Origin of the sequence: Streptomyces sp. NPDC050388 (assembly GCF_040655635.1) — a bacterium.
In the GTDB taxonomy this organism is placed as follows: domain Bacteria; phylum Actinomycetota; class Actinomycetes; order Streptomycetales; family Streptomycetaceae; genus Streptomyces.
In genome coordinates, this window is record NZ_JBFAKH010000003.1 from 113,783 (window position 1) to 128,681 (window position 14,899).

At 72.3% G+C, this 14,899-nt stretch carries 11 protein-coding genes and 2 pseudogenes; 6 read left to right on the forward strand and 7 right to left on the reverse strand.

Going from position 1 to position 14,899, the window contains the following annotated elements:
• Positions 1 to 57: 57 nt before the first annotated feature.
• Both AB0I73_RS02990 and AB0I73_RS02995 read right to left on the reverse strand, forming a co-directional pair.
• Positions 58 to 2,364 (reverse strand): tetratricopeptide repeat protein, encoded by a 2,307-nt coding sequence (locus AB0I73_RS02990; RefSeq protein ID WP_363033144.1) that lies wholly within the window; start codon positions 2,362 to 2,364, stop codon positions 58 to 60.
• 46 nt (positions 2,365 to 2,410) lie between these two features.
• The gene (locus AB0I73_RS02995; RefSeq protein ID WP_363033146.1) at positions 2,411 to 3,733 is read right to left on the reverse strand and encodes a serine protease; all 1,323 of its coding nucleotides are present in this window, start codon (positions 3,731 to 3,733) and stop codon (positions 2,411 to 2,413) included.
• Positions 3,734 to 3,823: 90 nt separating this feature from the next.
• Here AB0I73_RS02995 and AB0I73_RS03000 point away from each other — a divergent pair, with 90 nt between their 5' ends.
• Both AB0I73_RS03000 and AB0I73_RS03005 read left to right on the forward strand, forming a co-directional pair.
• The gene (locus tag AB0I73_RS03000; RefSeq protein ID WP_363033148.1) at positions 3,824 to 4,174 is read left to right on the forward strand and encodes a trypco2 family protein; all 351 of its coding nucleotides are present in this window, start codon (positions 3,824 to 3,826) and stop codon (positions 4,172 to 4,174) included.
• Between the two features lie 412 nt (positions 4,175 to 4,586).
• Positions 4,587 to 6,224 carry a bifunctional 3-(3-hydroxy-phenyl)propionate/3-hydroxycinnamic acid hydroxylase gene (locus AB0I73_RS03005; RefSeq protein ID WP_363033150.1) on the forward strand — a complete coding sequence of 546 codons (1,638 nt, stop codon included), beginning with the start codon at positions 4,587 to 4,589 and terminating at the stop codon, positions 6,222 to 6,224.
• A 394-nt stretch (positions 6,225 to 6,618) separates the two neighbouring features.
• On the opposite strand, the pseudogene AB0I73_RS03010 reads toward AB0I73_RS03005, so the two are convergent.
• Positions 6,619 to 6,822 (reverse strand): annotated as a pseudogene (locus tag AB0I73_RS03010) (hypothetical protein); the annotation flags it as partial.
• A gap of 138 nt (positions 6,823 to 6,960) precedes the next feature.
• On the opposite strand from AB0I73_RS03010, the pseudogene AB0I73_RS03015 reads away from it, so the two are divergent.
• The 4 genes and pseudogenes from AB0I73_RS03015 (at position 6,961) to AB0I73_RS03030 (ending at position 10,168) form a co-directional block, all read left to right on the forward strand.
• Positions 6,961 to 7,346 (forward strand): annotated as a pseudogene (locus AB0I73_RS03015) (TOBE domain-containing protein).
• Between the two features lie 37 nt (positions 7,347 to 7,383).
• Positions 7,384 to 8,211 carry a molybdate ABC transporter substrate-binding protein gene (modA, locus tag AB0I73_RS03020; RefSeq protein ID WP_363033152.1) on the forward strand — a complete coding sequence of 276 codons (828 nt, stop codon included), beginning with the start codon at positions 7,384 to 7,386 and terminating at the stop codon, positions 8,209 to 8,211.
• The gene (gene modB / locus AB0I73_RS03025) at positions 8,208 to 9,071 is read left to right on the forward strand and encodes a molybdate ABC transporter permease subunit (protein WP_363033154.1); all 864 of its coding nucleotides are present in this window, start codon (positions 8,208 to 8,210) and stop codon (positions 9,069 to 9,071) included. The genes modA and modB overlap by 4 nt, the downstream gene beginning before the upstream one ends.
• Positions 9,068 to 10,168, forward strand: a complete 1,101-nt coding sequence (locus tag AB0I73_RS03030; protein ID WP_363033156.1) for an ABC transporter ATP-binding protein — start codon at positions 9,068 to 9,070, stop codon at positions 10,166 to 10,168. Before modB ends, AB0I73_RS03030 begins: the two co-directional genes overlap by 4 nt.
• Positions 10,169 to 11,184: 1,016 nt before the next feature.
• On the opposite strand, the gene AB0I73_RS03035 is transcribed toward AB0I73_RS03030, so the two are convergent.
• The 4 genes from AB0I73_RS03035 to AB0I73_RS03050 are packed head-to-tail and all read right to left on the reverse strand — an operon-like array spanning position 11,185 to position 14,859.
• The gene (locus AB0I73_RS03035) at positions 11,185 to 12,384 is read right to left on the reverse strand and encodes a cytochrome P450 (protein ID WP_363033158.1); all 1,200 of its coding nucleotides are present in this window, start codon (positions 12,382 to 12,384) and stop codon (positions 11,185 to 11,187) included.
• Complete coding sequence (locus AB0I73_RS03040; protein ID WP_363033160.1) at positions 12,381 to 13,307, reverse strand: hypothetical protein; 927 nt, start codon at positions 13,305 to 13,307, stop codon at positions 12,381 to 12,383. The genes AB0I73_RS03035 and AB0I73_RS03040 overlap by 4 nt, the downstream gene beginning before the upstream one ends.
• Complete coding sequence (locus tag AB0I73_RS03045) at positions 13,304 to 13,966, reverse strand: phosphatase PAP2 family protein (protein ID WP_363033163.1); 663 nt, start codon at positions 13,964 to 13,966, stop codon at positions 13,304 to 13,306. The genes AB0I73_RS03040 and AB0I73_RS03045 overlap by 4 nt, the downstream gene beginning before the upstream one ends.
• On the reverse strand, positions 13,963 to 14,859 hold the full coding sequence (locus AB0I73_RS03050; protein WP_363033165.1) for a methyltransferase domain-containing protein: 897 nt from the start codon (positions 14,857 to 14,859) through the stop codon (positions 13,963 to 13,965). Before AB0I73_RS03050 ends, AB0I73_RS03045 begins: the two co-directional genes overlap by 4 nt.
• Positions 14,860 to 14,899 lie beyond the last annotated feature (40 nt).

The following is a 14,899-nucleotide window of genomic DNA, read 5'->3' on the forward strand; positions in this document are numbered from 1 at the left end:
CTTCGCCTTCGTCGCCGCGGCACACCGGGTGCCGGTTCGGTCTGTCGTGCCGTGCGGTCAGAACACGGTCTGGGGCCGTACCGCGTGCATGAGATCCACGAGGTGTTCATGGGCGGCCGGCTCATGGTGGCGGGCCGCCAGTCGCCGGTAGTGCACCTCCAGCTGCTTGCGCGACTCGCGCTCCGGCGTGCTCAGACGTCTCAGACTGCGGGCGTCGAGCCGTCCGGCATCCCTTCCCGGCGAACCGGGCCGGTCGCTGAGGCTGTGCACCGCGTCCAGTTTCCATTCGTGGAGTTCGGTGCCCAGGCGCAGCGCCTCGTCCTCCGACAGGCGCGGCTCCCCGGCGCCCGGACTCGCGCCCTCGAGACCGCGCAGTTCGGCCAGCGCCGCGTCGACCTCGGCGGGCGCGGGCAGCGGATCACCGTCTCCGGGCAGCCGGGCCGCGCGGATGCGCAGGGAGGCGATCCGGGCGACGGTGTGGTCCAGAGTGCCCTGCCGGACCCGGCCGAGCACATCGATGGCCGCCCGGCGGTCGCGCGCGCGGAGTGCGAGCCTGGCCAGGCCGAGGGCGGCGCCGCCGTGCGCGGGGTTGCGGGCGAACACCACCTCGTACAGTTCCTTGGCCGTGGGCTCGGCCGTGTCGTCGCCGAGCCGCTCCGCGCAGTAGGCGAGGGCCAGTTTGGGCGCGTACTCGCCGGGCAGTTCGAGGTGGACCTGCGTGAAGTGCCTCCTGGCCTCGACGACCTGCCGCGGGTCGTCGTCGAGGTCGGCGCTGCGCAGCGCGAGCAGGGCGCGATGCCACTCCAGCCGCCACCGGCGCACGGCGGGCGGCCCGGGAATGGAGTCGGCCGTGTCGAGCTCCTCCTGGGCCCGCTCCAGGTCCTGCCCGGTGTTCCGGTCCAGCAGGACGCGCACGTTGTGCAGGCAGATCTCCACCGAGCGCGGCTTCTCGTCCTCCTGCTCGAGGAGCTGGCCCGGGGCGTAGCCGCTGCTCACCTCGAACCGCGCGGTCTGCGGATCGCCCGGATACGGCCTCGGCACCGGCAGACAGGCGGCGATCTCGGTGGGTGTGGGGGCGCCGAGGTCGAGGGCCGGCGCCACGGGCGGCTCGTACCGGTCGCGGCGGGGGCGGTCCAGCCAGTGTTCGATGCCCGGCACCGTGCCGAGCCGGGCGCCGAGCAACCGGGTGGACGGCCGGAAGTAGTCGGAGGGCTCGGGCGGGTCGCTCTTGCCGCGGAGCGCGCGGATCTCCCGCAGGGCGCCGCGCAGTTGGCCGACCATCTCACGGGCGTCGGTGAAGCGCCGGTACGGGGAGGGCCGGACGGCACGATCGACGACCCGCTGGAAGGAGGCGGTGCCGAGACCGGGCACCTCGGTGACGGCCCAGCGGGCGAGTTCCCGCAAGGTGACGCCGACGGTGTGCAGGTCGTGGGCGACGGTGGGCACGGCCGACGTTTCGGTCTCAGGTGCCGCGTAGGTGGCCGTGACATGGGCGGGCGGCTGGCTCTGGCCCTGTTCGCGCATGCCGCCGAGATCGATGACCTTGATGCCGTCCCTGTGGTGCACGACGTTGGAGGGCTTCATGTCCCCGTACACGAAGACCCGTTCGCCGTCGGCGTGCAGGTGGACGAAGGCTTCGAGGATCTGGCAGCCGTACGCCGCGACGTGCTCGATGTCGAGGACGGATTCACCGCGCCGGACGTCCTCGACGACTTTCGCGAGGGTGCCGTCACCGACGTCGTCCATGACGATGTAGCCGCCGGTGACCTGGCCGGTGTCGTCGCTCCGGGCGACGAAGTCGCGGATCTGCACGATGCGGGGGTGGCGGATGGCGACGAGGTTGCGGCGTTCGACGTCGGCGAGCCGGGCGCCGTCGTGCTCGTACCGGTTGAGCAGTCCCTTGACGGCGACGACGTCACCGAGATGGGTGTCCTCGGCGAGGTAGACCCAGCCCTGCCCGCCGTGCGCGATGGGTCCCATGATCCTGTACTGGTCGCGCAGCATGTCGCCCTCGGCGAGTTCGGGCTGGTACGAGTAGCGCTCGCCGCAGACCGGGCAGAATCCCTTGATCGGCACCGGGCCCTCGGTGTAGGGCGGGGCGAAGGTGATGCCGCAGCCGGTGGACGAGCAGTCCATGCGGATGCGCGGTGGCGCCTCGGGACGGACGAGGCGTTCCTCGGCGGGGCGCGGCTCTCGCTCGGGGAGTGAGAGGAGCTCGCGGGGGCCGCGTTCCCGGGGGTCCTCGGGAAGGGCGGGCAGCCCGGGGCCGTTCTCCGCGCGGCCGCACGCGGCGCAGTGGCCGGTGGGCAGCACGGTGCCGCCGCAGGGGGCTCCGGTGAAGCGCCGGTGCGGGCAGCTCGTCATCTTCGCGTGGTCCTCCTCCCTTGCCCGGGGCGGGCGGAGCACCGCATCACCGGTCTCCGTGGCGGCTCAGGTCGGCGCGCAGGGTCCTGATCAGCGCGCGCAGCCGGGTGAGTTGCTGCTGCGGGTCCCGCACCTCGTCGATCAGGCGGCGGGTGGCCCGGTGCCGGTCGGCCGTCTCGGTCACGGAGCCGAGGGAGGCGCTGTCGACGATGTCGCGGCGGATCGCCCGGCTGAACTCCACGCGCTGCAGACGGTCGAGGAGTGTGTCCGCGTGGCGGAGGAGCGCGGGCCGCAGGAGCCGGTCGCGGGACGCGGTCCAGCCGGGGCCGCCCTCGTGGCGGAAGACGAGCAGCAGCCGGAAGTCGAACACCCGCAGCCGGGCCAGAAGTTCGATCAGGGGACCGGGCTGGGGCTCCTCGTCGAGACCGTCGACGAGGACCGTGACCGGCCGGACGGGAGCACGGTCGGCCGCCTGCGCGGGTGGGGGTTTGGCGCCGCGCAGCCAGTCCCAGTACGTCAGGTACTCGCCGGCCGGGAAGGTGACCTGGTCCAAGGCGTGGTCGACGAGGTCCGGCCTGCTGGCGCCGCCGCGATGGACGACGTGGGCGCGGTGCAGCAGGTGGCGCAGCGAGCGGTCCTTTCCGCTGCCCGGAGGCACCACGGTGATCTTCACCGGGTCCTCGTCCGGATCGTCGAACCACCGGGTCAACCGCTCCTCGAAGCCGTGGTCCCAGGCATGGGGGCTGCTCAATTCCATGATGACCGGCGAGAGTTCGGCGATGCGGTCAATGGGGATCAGGTACGAGAAGGAGATCCGGTTGTCTTCGGGCAGCAGTTCGCCCAGGTCACCGCGCCAGCTGACGACGAGGCCGACCACCCGGGCGGGACGACCTTCCTGAGGCCGGGTGCACACGGCTGCGCCGCTGAAGCCGGCGCGCACCACCTCCGTCTTGGTGACGGCGTCGAGCTGCACCCGCTCACCGCTGGCGCCGCCGATGCGCCCCCACAGGCTCATGCCGTCGTCGAAGCCCTCCGCGTAACCGGTCGCGTACACCTCCATTCCGCCCCACAGCCTGGGTTCCAGCAGGGCGCGACGCGCCTGCGGGCGAGGGCTGTCCAGGCGCAGCACGGCGACGTCCTCGCCGCTCTCGCCCTCCGGCAGCCAGCCGCCGGGCAGGACGCGTGCGGAGACCGGCTCGAGCCCGCTGTTCTCGGCGAACTCCAGCCACATGACGGCGTCCGGATGGCGCACGACGTGTGCGCAGGTCAGCGCCGTGTACTGGTCGACGAGCACGCCGGCGCCACAGATGGGGCCGTGCGCGTCCTCGCGCCGCAGCCTGAGCCTCCAGTCCGCACGCAGTTCCCCCATACCGCCTCACACTACGTGCAAAGCACGGTGCGTCCCTAGACTTGTGAGCAGAGTGGATCGTCAACCAACGGAAGACGGGGGTGTGTTGACATGAGGGATGTGGAACCGATCGGTCTTGCGGAGGCCATCGGCTCGGTTCGTGCGGAGCTGGCGCGGGCCCAGGCCGAAGGCGCGGAGAGCGACTGGCGGTTCACCGTGGAGCAGGTCAGCCTGGAGTTCTCGGTGCAGTTCCACCGGGCCGGTGAGGGCGGGGCGGGTCTGCGCCTGGGCGTGGTCGAGGCACGTCTGGGCGGCTCGGTGAGCCATGACGCCACGCACCGCATCGAGGTCGCCCTCAAGCCCCTTCCCCGCCCCGACGGCCGTCACCACGAGGTGAGCCGCGAGGACGCCGCCGCCCACCACCGGCCAGGACCGCACGACGGCTCCCTCGTGCGGGGCTAGGGTGACGCGCCGGAGAACCGGAGCTCGAGTTTCTTGCCGGTCGGGGAGGCACCGACCGCTTCCGCCGGGCGGACACGCCGGCCAGGAGCCGGAGAGACGCACAGGGCGGACACCCCGCCCTGGTGACCGGCGCGGCCCGTCGCGACGGCGTTCCCGGCCTCGGGGGCGTGACTGGTCATGGGGCCCGGGGCGGGCCGGTGGCCTGTTGCAGTCGGTGCCGGGTCGGACGAGCTCGAAGACGAAGCGGGCGGCGTCGAGGACGCGCTGCCGCGACTCCACGCCGTTCGCGCGCTTCTTGCGCGTCGTCCGGGGCCTGGTCATGGGGTCTTCCCTCCCGCCGCACCGGCCCCTGACCGTATCCGGTGCCATGCTTGCCGTAGCGCTCATTCCCACGGGAGTGAACGCTCCGTCCATGCGTGAGTCGCGACCCGGTGACAGCGAGGTGGGCCTGGTGGAAGGGATCCGAGCCGGGGACGACACGTACGACGTGGCGGTCATCGGCTGCGGGCCCACGGGGGTGACAGCGGCGAACCTGCTGGGCGCGATGGGCTTGAGGACCGTCGTCGTGGACCGCGACGCCGAGATCTTCTCGCGCGCCAGGGCCATCTCCACCGACGAGGAGGTCATGCGGATCTGGCAGCGTGCGGGCCTGGCCGAACGACTCAAGCAGGACATGCTGCCCGAGCGCCCCGTCGCCTTCGTCGACGCGCACGGCCGTCCCTTCCTCAGCGCGCACCCCGCGCCGCGCGGCCACGGCCATCCACCGCAGATGTTCATCCACCAGCCGGCACTGGAGCAGGTCCTGCGTGACGGTGTCGACCGCTATCCGAACGTGAAGATCCTCCTGCGTCACGAGTGCCTGCGCCTGCGCCAGGACGCCGACGGGGTGGACCTGACGGTGGTCGGCACGGCCGACGGCTCCGTCCACCGGCTGCGCGCTTCCTATGCGATCGCGGCCGACGGCGGCTCCAGCCTCACCCGCACCCAGCTGAACATCGGCTACGAGGGCAAGACGTACGAGGACCGCTGGGTGGTCATCGACACGAAGATGCTCAAGCCCTGGCCGGGCCACGACAAGCTGCGCTTCCACTGCGACCCGGCCCGTCCGGTCGTGGACTGCCCGGCCCCGCTCGGCCACCACCGGTGGGAGTTCCCGATCCTGCCCGGCGACGACGAGGAACAGCTGGCCACCGAGGAGGCCGTGTACCGGCTGGTGGCCCGGTACGGCATCTCCCGCGACAGCGTCGAGGTCCTGCGCGCCACCGTCTACAGCCACCACGTGCGCTTCGCCACCCGCTTCCGCACGGACCGGGTCTTCCTCGCCGGCGACGCCGCCCACGCCATGCCGCCGTGGATCGGGCAGGGCATGGCCGCCGGCGTGCGCGATGTGGCCAACCTCTGCTGGAAACTCGACGCCGTCCTGCGCGGCGAACTGCCCGAGACGGTGCTCGACAGCTACGAGGCCGAGCGCAAACCGCACGTCAAGGAGGTCACGAAACGGGCGGTGTTCGTCGGCCGGATCATCACCGAACGCCGCCTGCCGGTCGCGCGCGTCCGCAACGGCGCTCTGCGCGCCCTGGACCGCATACCGGGCTTCGGTGACTGGATGCAGGACTCGAACTGGATCCCCGTCGCCCGCTACCACGCCGGCCTGCAGGCCCCTTCCCGCACCAGGGCGACCGGCCGCCAGGTCCCCCAGCCGTGGGTCACCGGCCCCGACGGCACCCGCGTCCGCCTCGACGACGCGCTCGGCGGCCGTTGGCTCCTCCTGCACGCGCGCACGGCCACGCCCCAGCCCGCCTGGAACCTTCCGGGCGTCCCCTCCCTGGCCGTCACGCCCGTCGGCTCCCGGCCGACCGAGGGCACCCTCGTCGACAGCGACGGCGTCCTGCTGCTCTGGATGGCCGAACACGGCGCGTCCACGCTCGCCCTGCGCCCCGACGCCTACGTCTACGCGGCGGCTCCCGAGGGCGCTCCGCTCCCGCCGCCGCCCCGCGGCTTCACGCCGTCCACGACCTCCCGCCCGACCGCGTCCACCGGCCGGTGCTGACGACTGACGGACCGTATGCCGCCGTACGAACCGTACGCATCCCTCCCTCCCGGAGGTCCTCCGCATGTCTCTTCCGCACCACCGCACCACCGCGCCGAGTGGGCCCGCGTGAGCGCCCCCGAGTCCTCCGGCACCGTGACCGGGGCGGCGGTCGTTCCGGAGGAAGCCGCCCGTACCGGTGTGCCGTGTCCGCCGGTGGGTGGGCTCCTGCCCGAGCGCGACCTCGAGGCCGCCTGCGCGGCGCAACGCTCGTACGTGAAGGGCCGGGCAATCCGCCGCCAGGCCCCCGGCGGCCGGTGGCCCCTCGGTCCCCGCCCGAAGTCCCAGGGGAATCCCCGAAGAGCCGGCTCCACGCGGGGTCGAAGGCCGGGGCGGTGGCGGTGGCGGTGGCGGTGAGGACATCGTGCAGGAGCGGTCCGGTGAAGTGGTGGTGCCGGACGCCGCTGGTGGCGCATGCGAAGGCGACCTGCGGGGCGTGCTGGGGCCGGGCGAGCAGGTCGGCCACCGTCAGACGGGCCGGACGGCCCAGGTCACCGGTGATGACGATCTCTGCCAGGGGGCCGGCTGCCGTACCGGCGGCTGCGCGGGACTGACTCACGGGCTGCCACCTCCCGGAGGACCGTACCCGACAAGCCATCCCGTACAAACGCATATGCCATGCGATTCATGTGCGGGAACGGCTCATACCATGAAACGAGAGTGTTTCGCCTGGCATCTGCGGCAGTATCATCTGCGCATGCGCACCTACCGGATCGGGGACGCCGCCGCGTTGCCCGGCGTCAGCGCCGACACCGTGAGGCGCCTGGTGGACAGGGGGAAACTCGCCGCCGAACGCGACGAGACGGGCCACCGGATCATCCCCGGGCCGGTCCTCGCGGCCTACGCCCGGGACTCGTACCGGGTTGAGCGGGAGTCCACCGGCTCCTCCGCCCGCAACCGGTTCAAAGGCATCGTCACCGGAGTGACCGTCGGAGACGTGTCGGCCCAGATGGAGGTCCAGGCCGGACCGTTCCGGGTGGTGGCGCTGGTCGGCCGGGAGTCGGCTGAGGAACTGGGCTGGAGCCCGGCGTTCCGGCGGTTGCCGTGATCAAGTCGACCGACGTGGTCGTCGAAAGACCGTAGACGTGTCCGTTCAGGACCATGAGGGAGTGGACCCGTGATGACCCGATCCGTGCGCCGGACCCGCCGGATGCTCCAGGTGACCGGCGCAGGCGCCGCCGCGCTGCTGGCGCTGAGTGCCTGCTCGTCGTCCGACCCGGACTCCGGCACCGAGTCCGACGCCTCCTCGTCGGCCGGCGGTTCCGGCAAGCCGTCCGGGACCGTGAACGTCTTCGCCGCGGCCTCGCTGACGGAGAGCTTCACCAGGCTGGGCGGGGAGTTCGAGAAGCAGCACCCCGGCACGAAGGTCGTCTTCAACTTCGGCGGCAGCGACTCACTCGCCGCGGGCATCACCAGCGGCGCCCCGGCCGACGTGTTCGCTTCCGCCAGCCCCAGGACGATGAAGGTCGTCACGGACGCCGGGGACGCCGCGGGGACCCCGGCCACCTTCGTCCGCAACCGGCTGGAGATCGCCACCCTGCCCGGCAACCCGGACGAGATCGCCTCCCTGAAGGACCTCACCGGGGACGACCTGAAGGTCGTGCTGTGCGACAGGACGGCGCCGTGCGGCGCGGCGGCCGAGAAGGCGCTGAGCGCCGCCGATCTCAAGCTCACGCCCGTCTCCTACGAGGAGGACGTCAAGTCCGCCCTGAACAAGGTGGCCCTGAAGGAGGCCGACGCCGCCGTCGTCTACAGGACCGATGTGCTCGCGGCGGGTGACAAGGTGGAGGGCGTGGACTTCCCCGAGGCCGCGCTGGCCGTCAACGACTACCCGATCGCCCTGCTCAAGGACGCACCGAACGCCGGGGCGGGCAAGGCGTTCATCGCGCTGGTGCAGTCCGCCGAGGGTCAGAAGGCGCTGACCGAGGCCGGGTTCACCGCGCCGTGACCACACCGCACAGGACCGGTGCCCCGGCCGCCGCCCGCAAGGGCACCGGTCCGCGGCGCCGGCGCACACCGGCGGGCGGCGGCCGGGGCGTACCGCTGCCGCTGCTGCTGCCCGCACTGCTCGGCCTGGCGTTCCTGCTGGTGCCCCTGCTCGGCCTGCTGGTCCGGGCCCCCTGGTCGAGCCTGCCCGCGCAGTTGACCAGCCCCGAGGTGTGGCAGGCGCTGCGGCTGTCCCTGATCTGCGCCACCGCGGCGACGGCGGTGAGCCTGGTGATCGGCGTGCCGCTGGCCTGGCTGCTGGCCCGGGTCGAGTTCCCGGGCCGCGGCCTGGTCCGGGCCCTGGTGACGCTGCCGCTGGTGCTGCCGCCGGTGGTGGGCGGGGTGGCCCTGCTGATGGCGCTGGGCCGCAACGGCATCGTCGGGCGGTGGCTGGATTCCTGGTTCGGCATCACCCTGCCCTTCACCACCGCCGGTGTCGTGCTCGCGGAGGCGTTCGTGGCGATGCCGTTCCTGGTCATCAGCGTCGAGGGCACGCTGCGCGCCGCCGGCCGCCGCTACGAGGAGGCCGCGGCCACCCTGGGCGCCTCCCGCTTCACCGCGTTCCGCCGGGTCACCCTGCCGCTGATCGCGCCGGGCATCGCGGCGGGCGCCGTGCTGGCCTGGGCGCGGGCGCTGGGCGAGTTCGGGGCGACGATCACCTTCGCCGGCAACTTCCCCGGCCGCACCCAGACCATGCCGCTGGCGGTCTACCTCGCCCTGCAGAGCGACCCCCAGGCGGCCATCGCCCTCAGCCTGGTCCTGCTCGCCGTCTCGATCGCGGTGCTGGCCGGCCTGCGCGACCGCTGGATGACCGCCTCATGACCGACACCGACAAGTCCCGGCACGACCTCACCGGCGACGGCCCCGGCACCCCCGGACCCGAGGGCCTCGACGCCCGGCTCGTCGTCGAGCGCGGCGCCTTCCGCCTCGACATCGCGCTCACCGCCGCCCCGGGCGAGGTCGTCGCCCTGCTCGGCCCCAACGGCGCCGGCAAGACCACCGCCCTGCGCGCCCTCGCCGGCCTCGCCCCGCTCACCGCCGGCCACCTACGACTCGACGGCACGGAGCTGGACCGTACGCCGCCCGAAGCCCGCCCCGTCGGGGTGGTCTTCCAGGACTACCTGCTCTTCCCCCACCTGACCGCGCTGGACAACGTGGCCTTCGGACCCCGCTGCCACGGCGCCGGCAAGGCACAGGCCCGCGCGCAGGCCGCCGCGTGGCTGGACCGCATGGGCCTGGCCGAGCACGCCACCGCCAAGCCCCGCCACCTCTCCGGCGGCCAGGCCCAGCGCGTCGCCCTCGCCCGCGCCCTGGCCACCGGTCCCCGCCTGCTCCTCCTCGACGAACCCCTCGCCGCCCTCGACGCCCGCACCCGCCTCGACGTCCGCGCCCAGCTCCGGCGCCACCTGGCCGACTTCGAGGCCGTCGCCGTCCTGGTCACGCACGACCCGCTGGACGCCATGGTCCTCGCCGACCGCCTGGTCGTCGTCGAGCACGGCCAGGTCGTCCAGGAGGGCACGCCCCAGGACATCGCCCGCCGCCCGCGCACCGACTACATCGCCCACCTGGTCGGCCTCAACCTCTACCGGGGGCGGGCGGAAGGCCACACCGTGCGGTTGGAGTCCGGTCCGACGCTCACCACCGCCGAGGACCTCACCGGCCCGGTGTTCGTCGCCTTCCCGCCCGGCGCGGTCACCCTGCACCGCGACCGCCCCACCGGCACCAGCGCCCGCAACCTCTGGCGCTGCGAAGTGGCCGGCCTGGAGACCCACGGCGACCAGATCCGCGCCGCCCTCACCGGCGAACTCCCCCTCGCCGCCGACCTGACCACGATCGCCGCCGCCGAACTCGGCCTCCACCCCGGCGCCACCGTCTACGCCACGGTCAAGGCCACCCAGACCCACGCCTACCCGGTCTGACGAGAGGACAGGCGGACTCCGTAGCTCCCCGAGGACGGGTAAACCGCCCATTCGCTGCGTGAGATGCCTCCCCACGAGTCTGAGCACCCCCAACAGGGTCCCGGCACCGTCATGTCCGTGCCTTCGGACGAAGCCACGGCGTCGGTCAAAAGCGAGCAGTGTGGCCCCGCGCCGGGTGAGCCGGTTGTGGCAGCGTGTTCTGCCCCCGAGCAGGAGGCGTGGGCTGTCGGTCATGACGCTCGTCTGACGCTCTGGGCGGCCCGCACGCGGGGCAGCGAGCCGGGAAAAGGTCCTCACCTGGCCCTTTTCCCGGACTCACTCCGGTCCGCAAGATGACGCCTTCGGTCCCGGCCGAAAGTCCCAGAAAAGTCCCAGAGGCGCCGCCACGCCCCCTCCTTTCCTTCCTCGCGTTCACACAGGTCAGAAGGGGCGTGGCGACACCTTTCCGAGGGCCGTCAGATGTCCCGGAAGAGACCAGCCGGCCCTGTGACCTGCCGCGATGGGCGGTGGAGAGCCGCTCACCTGCACGAATGGCCTTTCGGCTGTTTCACGCTCGTACCCGTTGACGCAGCCGGAAGTCCCAGAAGAGTCCCAGGAACTCCCACTGCTCGCATCCACTCTTTCGGCTCTGTGCAGGGGGCATGAGAGTGCAGTGTGGGCTGGTGTTCGTGCATCGGTGGTCCGCTCTGAACGAACGGCAACGCGCGCATCTCGAACGGCTCGCGGCCGGTTAAGGTCCCGCGGTCTGGAGCCGGGTGACTGGGAATCAGCCTATGCCGTGCGCGACCGTGGGCTTCTGGCATCAGGCGGGGTGGCGGGAAGGCGCGTGCGGAGGCACCGAGCCAGGCCGCTTGTACCTTCGGCATGGTCGTCATCCCGACGACCCGGCGTCTGCAGACAGTGGCGACCAGGCGGTGTCCGCCGGCACTGCGCCTTCGACGGCAGGCGCCGGGGCACGGCCTTTGTGGCGGGGAGGCGGAGCCCTCTCGCCACAAAGGCCGTGTGACGGGTGACGGTCAGACGCGGACGGGCAGCTGGGCGGCCCCGCGCAGGCTCAGCAGGCCGTTCCAGCGGACCTCACCCGCCTGTTCCAGGTCGGGGAAGCGGCGGACCAGTTCCCCGATGGCGATCCGTCCCTGGATACGGGCGAGTGCCCCGCCGATGCAGTAGTGGGCGCCGCCGCCGAAGGAGACGTGGCGGCGCGCGTTCTCGCGGTTCAGCCGCAGGCGGTCGGCGTCCGGACCCCAGAACTCCTCGTCGCGGTTGGCCCCGGCCAGGCTCGCCAGGACGACCGAGCCGGCCGGAATCTCGTGCTTCCCCACCCGGTGGGGGCGCAGGGTGATGCGTCGGGCGAGGTGCACCGGTGGTTCGTAGCGGAGCAGCTCCTCGATCGCGTTCCGGTCGAGGTCGGGTGTGGCGCGCAGGAGGCCGAGCTGGTCGGAATTGCGCAGCAGCGCGAGGATCCCGCCCGAGATCAGGTTGACGGTCGTCTCGTAGCCGGCGACGTAGACCATGGCGACCTGGGCGACCAGTTCGTCGTGGCTGAGCCGGTCGCCGTCGTCCTCGGCGTCGATGAGGGCGGTGAGCAGATCATCGCCGCGGTCCCGGCGCTTGCGGGAGATCGCGTCGGAGACGAGTTCCACCATCTCGGTGTCGGCGGCTTCGATGTCCGCCTCGGCCGCGGATCCGGCGCCGGGCTCTCCCAACCGGATCAGCAGACTCGTCAGCTCGCGCAGGCGCACCGTGTCGACCTCGGGCATCCCCAGGATCCGGGTGATCACGGCGAACGGCAGCGGGAAGGCCAGGGTTTCGACCAGGTCCCCGCCCCCGGCACGGTCCAGTTCGTCCAGCGCTCGGTCGACCAGTTCACGCACGATCGGCTCGATGCCGCTCATCGCCCGGGGAGTGAACGCCTGGGAGACGAGTTTGCGCAGCCTGGTGTGGTCCGGGGGGTCCTGGTCGATCAGCGCGAGTCCCTTCAGTCGCGGTGGGCGGGCGGGGTCGGCGGCGCCCAGCGCCTTGCGCTTGTCGACGGAAAGGTCCGCGCGCAGCAGCGCCTCCACGTCCTCGTACCGGGACACCATCCAGAATCCGCCCGGATGCTCGTGCACCGGTGCGTGCCGGCGCACCTCGGCGTAGTGGGGGTGCGGGTCCCCCATGAACCCGTCGGAGAGCGGGTTGAACATGACCGGTATCTGGCGCGTCGAGCTGCTCATGAGGTGTGTCCTCTCATCGTGCGAAGCAGTGGCGACAGGGGCGACGGCCGACGCCGCCCACGCCCGTACGCCGCCGCGGCGAGCGCGCCGACTGCCAAGGCCGCGCCGACGGCGGTGCCCTTGCGTAGGCTTGTGCCGTCGGCCCGGGACACCGGCGCAGGGACCGCAGTCCGGGTGATCACCCGGGGGTAGGGCCGCACGGCCTCCGCGTAGCGACGCCGGCAGACCTCCGCCGTGCGCACACGCCGCTCGGGCGGCAGCGCCGATAGACGGTCGAGGAACATCGACTCGTACCGGTCGACCTCACGACGCAGCTCCGCGGCGGCCGCGTCGCCGTAGAGCTCCACGAAGACGGCGTAGACGTTCAAGGTGCCCGAGGCGACGTCCCGCTCGTAGTGGCGGAGGTCGTTCGCGATGTCCGCGAGAACCTCCACCGGCCAGAGCAGGTCCCGGGTCGCGGGATCCATCGACTGCCCGCGCAGGGCGAAGGTCATGGCGCGCAGCAGGCGTACGTCGGTGGGCCGCAGTTCGGCCATGGCGAGGGCGTCCTGAGGGGTGGCGGTCCCACGCGAGGTGGTGGCGTTCTCCAGGCGGATGAACCGCTCCGCCTCGTCGACGAGGAAGGCCACGTCCTCGTTCCACGCTCCCAGTACCCGAAGCACTTTCTCGAAGGCCCTCTTGTAGGTGTGGAACGCCTCGTAGTCGCTGCCCCGTACGGCGTCGAGGTCCACCGCCGCGTTGCGTTCGGCCAGGGAGTCGACGCGATAGACGAGGTACTCGACGCCGAGCAGCACGGGCGTCAGACGCAGGCGCTGTCCGCGCGGCACCTCGTCCACCACGTAGTACATCCGCAGCACGTAGTCCCGTACGATGCCCGCCGCCTTCGCCAGTGGCGTCGACGTCAGGCCGGCTGAGCTGTTCATCTTGCTTCCTTTCCGGAGCTGTCCGGGGGGCGGGCGTCCAGGCGCCAGGCGAGCGCGAAGCCGACCACGAGCCCCAGCAGGACGCCGCCCGCGACGTCGGCGGCGTGATGGGCGTCCGCCAGCACGCGGGAGACGCCGACAGCCGCCACGAGGACCGAGCCCAGGCCCAGGCACAGCCACCACACCGGTGTCCCCGTGCGCAGCACGACCAGCAGCACCGCGAGGACGAGCGTCGCGGAGGCCGTGTGTCCGGACGGGAAGCTGTACCCGGGGTCGGGGGCGGTGCCGTCGGCCGGGAGCGGCATCGGCCGTCCCACCAGCGGTCCGAGCGCCGTCTCCGCCGCGAACTGAACGGTCAGACCGGCGAGCACCCACAGGGCGGCGGCGAACCGGCGACGGTGCAGAGTTACGCCGAGGACTGTCAGCAGGCCGGCCCCCAGCAGGGTCGAGCCGACCGTGTCGGCCCGTCCGACGGCTGCGAACCACGAGCCGTCCGACGAGCCGAAGACGCGGTCGGCGAGCGCCCTGGCGTCGGCGTCGAACGCGCTGACGGCGTCGCTCCCAGAAGCCACCAGCGCGGTCAGCAGGACGAGCGCCACCGCCGAGACCGCCGATCCGAGGAGGTGTCGGGAGGCGGCCGCGGCCCCGGCGCCCGTCACGACGCGGACTGGGCGGGGGTGCGTCCGGTCGGGTCGGCGTCGCCGGGCTTCCTGGCCGTGACAACCTTGTAGCGCCAGACCCCGGCGTCGAACATCCGGATCTGTGCGGCGGACGCGCTCAGGTTCGCGGCGGGCACCGGGGCCAGCACCCCGAGCCGCCGGAAGGCCGGCGCGGTGGGGCCCAGCAGCCGCACCAGCCATCCCAGCCGTTTCAGGGACGGGGCGACGTGGTGGGAGATGTCCGTGATCCGTACGTCCTCGAAGCCCTGCTTGCGCAGCAGCCGCTCGTACTCGCCGCCGGTGAGCAGGCCGGGCATCGCCCATCCCTGACACCAGGTCCGCAGCTCCTCCTCTTCGGACGGGGTCGGCACCGGATCCTCGCGGACCAGGTACTCGGCGATCATCAGTCGGCCGCCCGGGGCCAGCACCCGGTGAGCCTCGCGGACGAAGGCCTCCTTGTCGTCGACATGGACGACGCTCTCCAGCGCCCACACGACGGTGTGCGACTCGTCGGGCAGACCGGTGTCGGTGAAGTCGGCCTCCACGAACTCCACGATGTCGTCGACAGCCGCCCGGCGGGCTGCCTCCCGGGCGGCCGTGACCTGGAAAGGCGTGATGTTGACGGCCGTGGCTCGGCACCCGAACCGTTCGGCTATGCGGATCACACAGCCGCCGATCCCGCAGCCGGCGTCCATGATCCGGTCTTGTGGAGTGATCCCGACGACCGACGCCAGATAGCCGGTCATCCGGCGCAGTGCCGTCACATGGTTGCGGATCCCCTGGTCGTAGAAACCGAAGTGCAGGGCGCCGGCCTTCTCACTGCGCCACAGATGGCGGTAGTCCCAGCGTGTCCCCTCGAAGTAGTCGACGACCTGTTGGCGGTTCGCACTCATGACCATTCCCTTCCTGCCGTCCGGTCGCGGACGGCAGCCC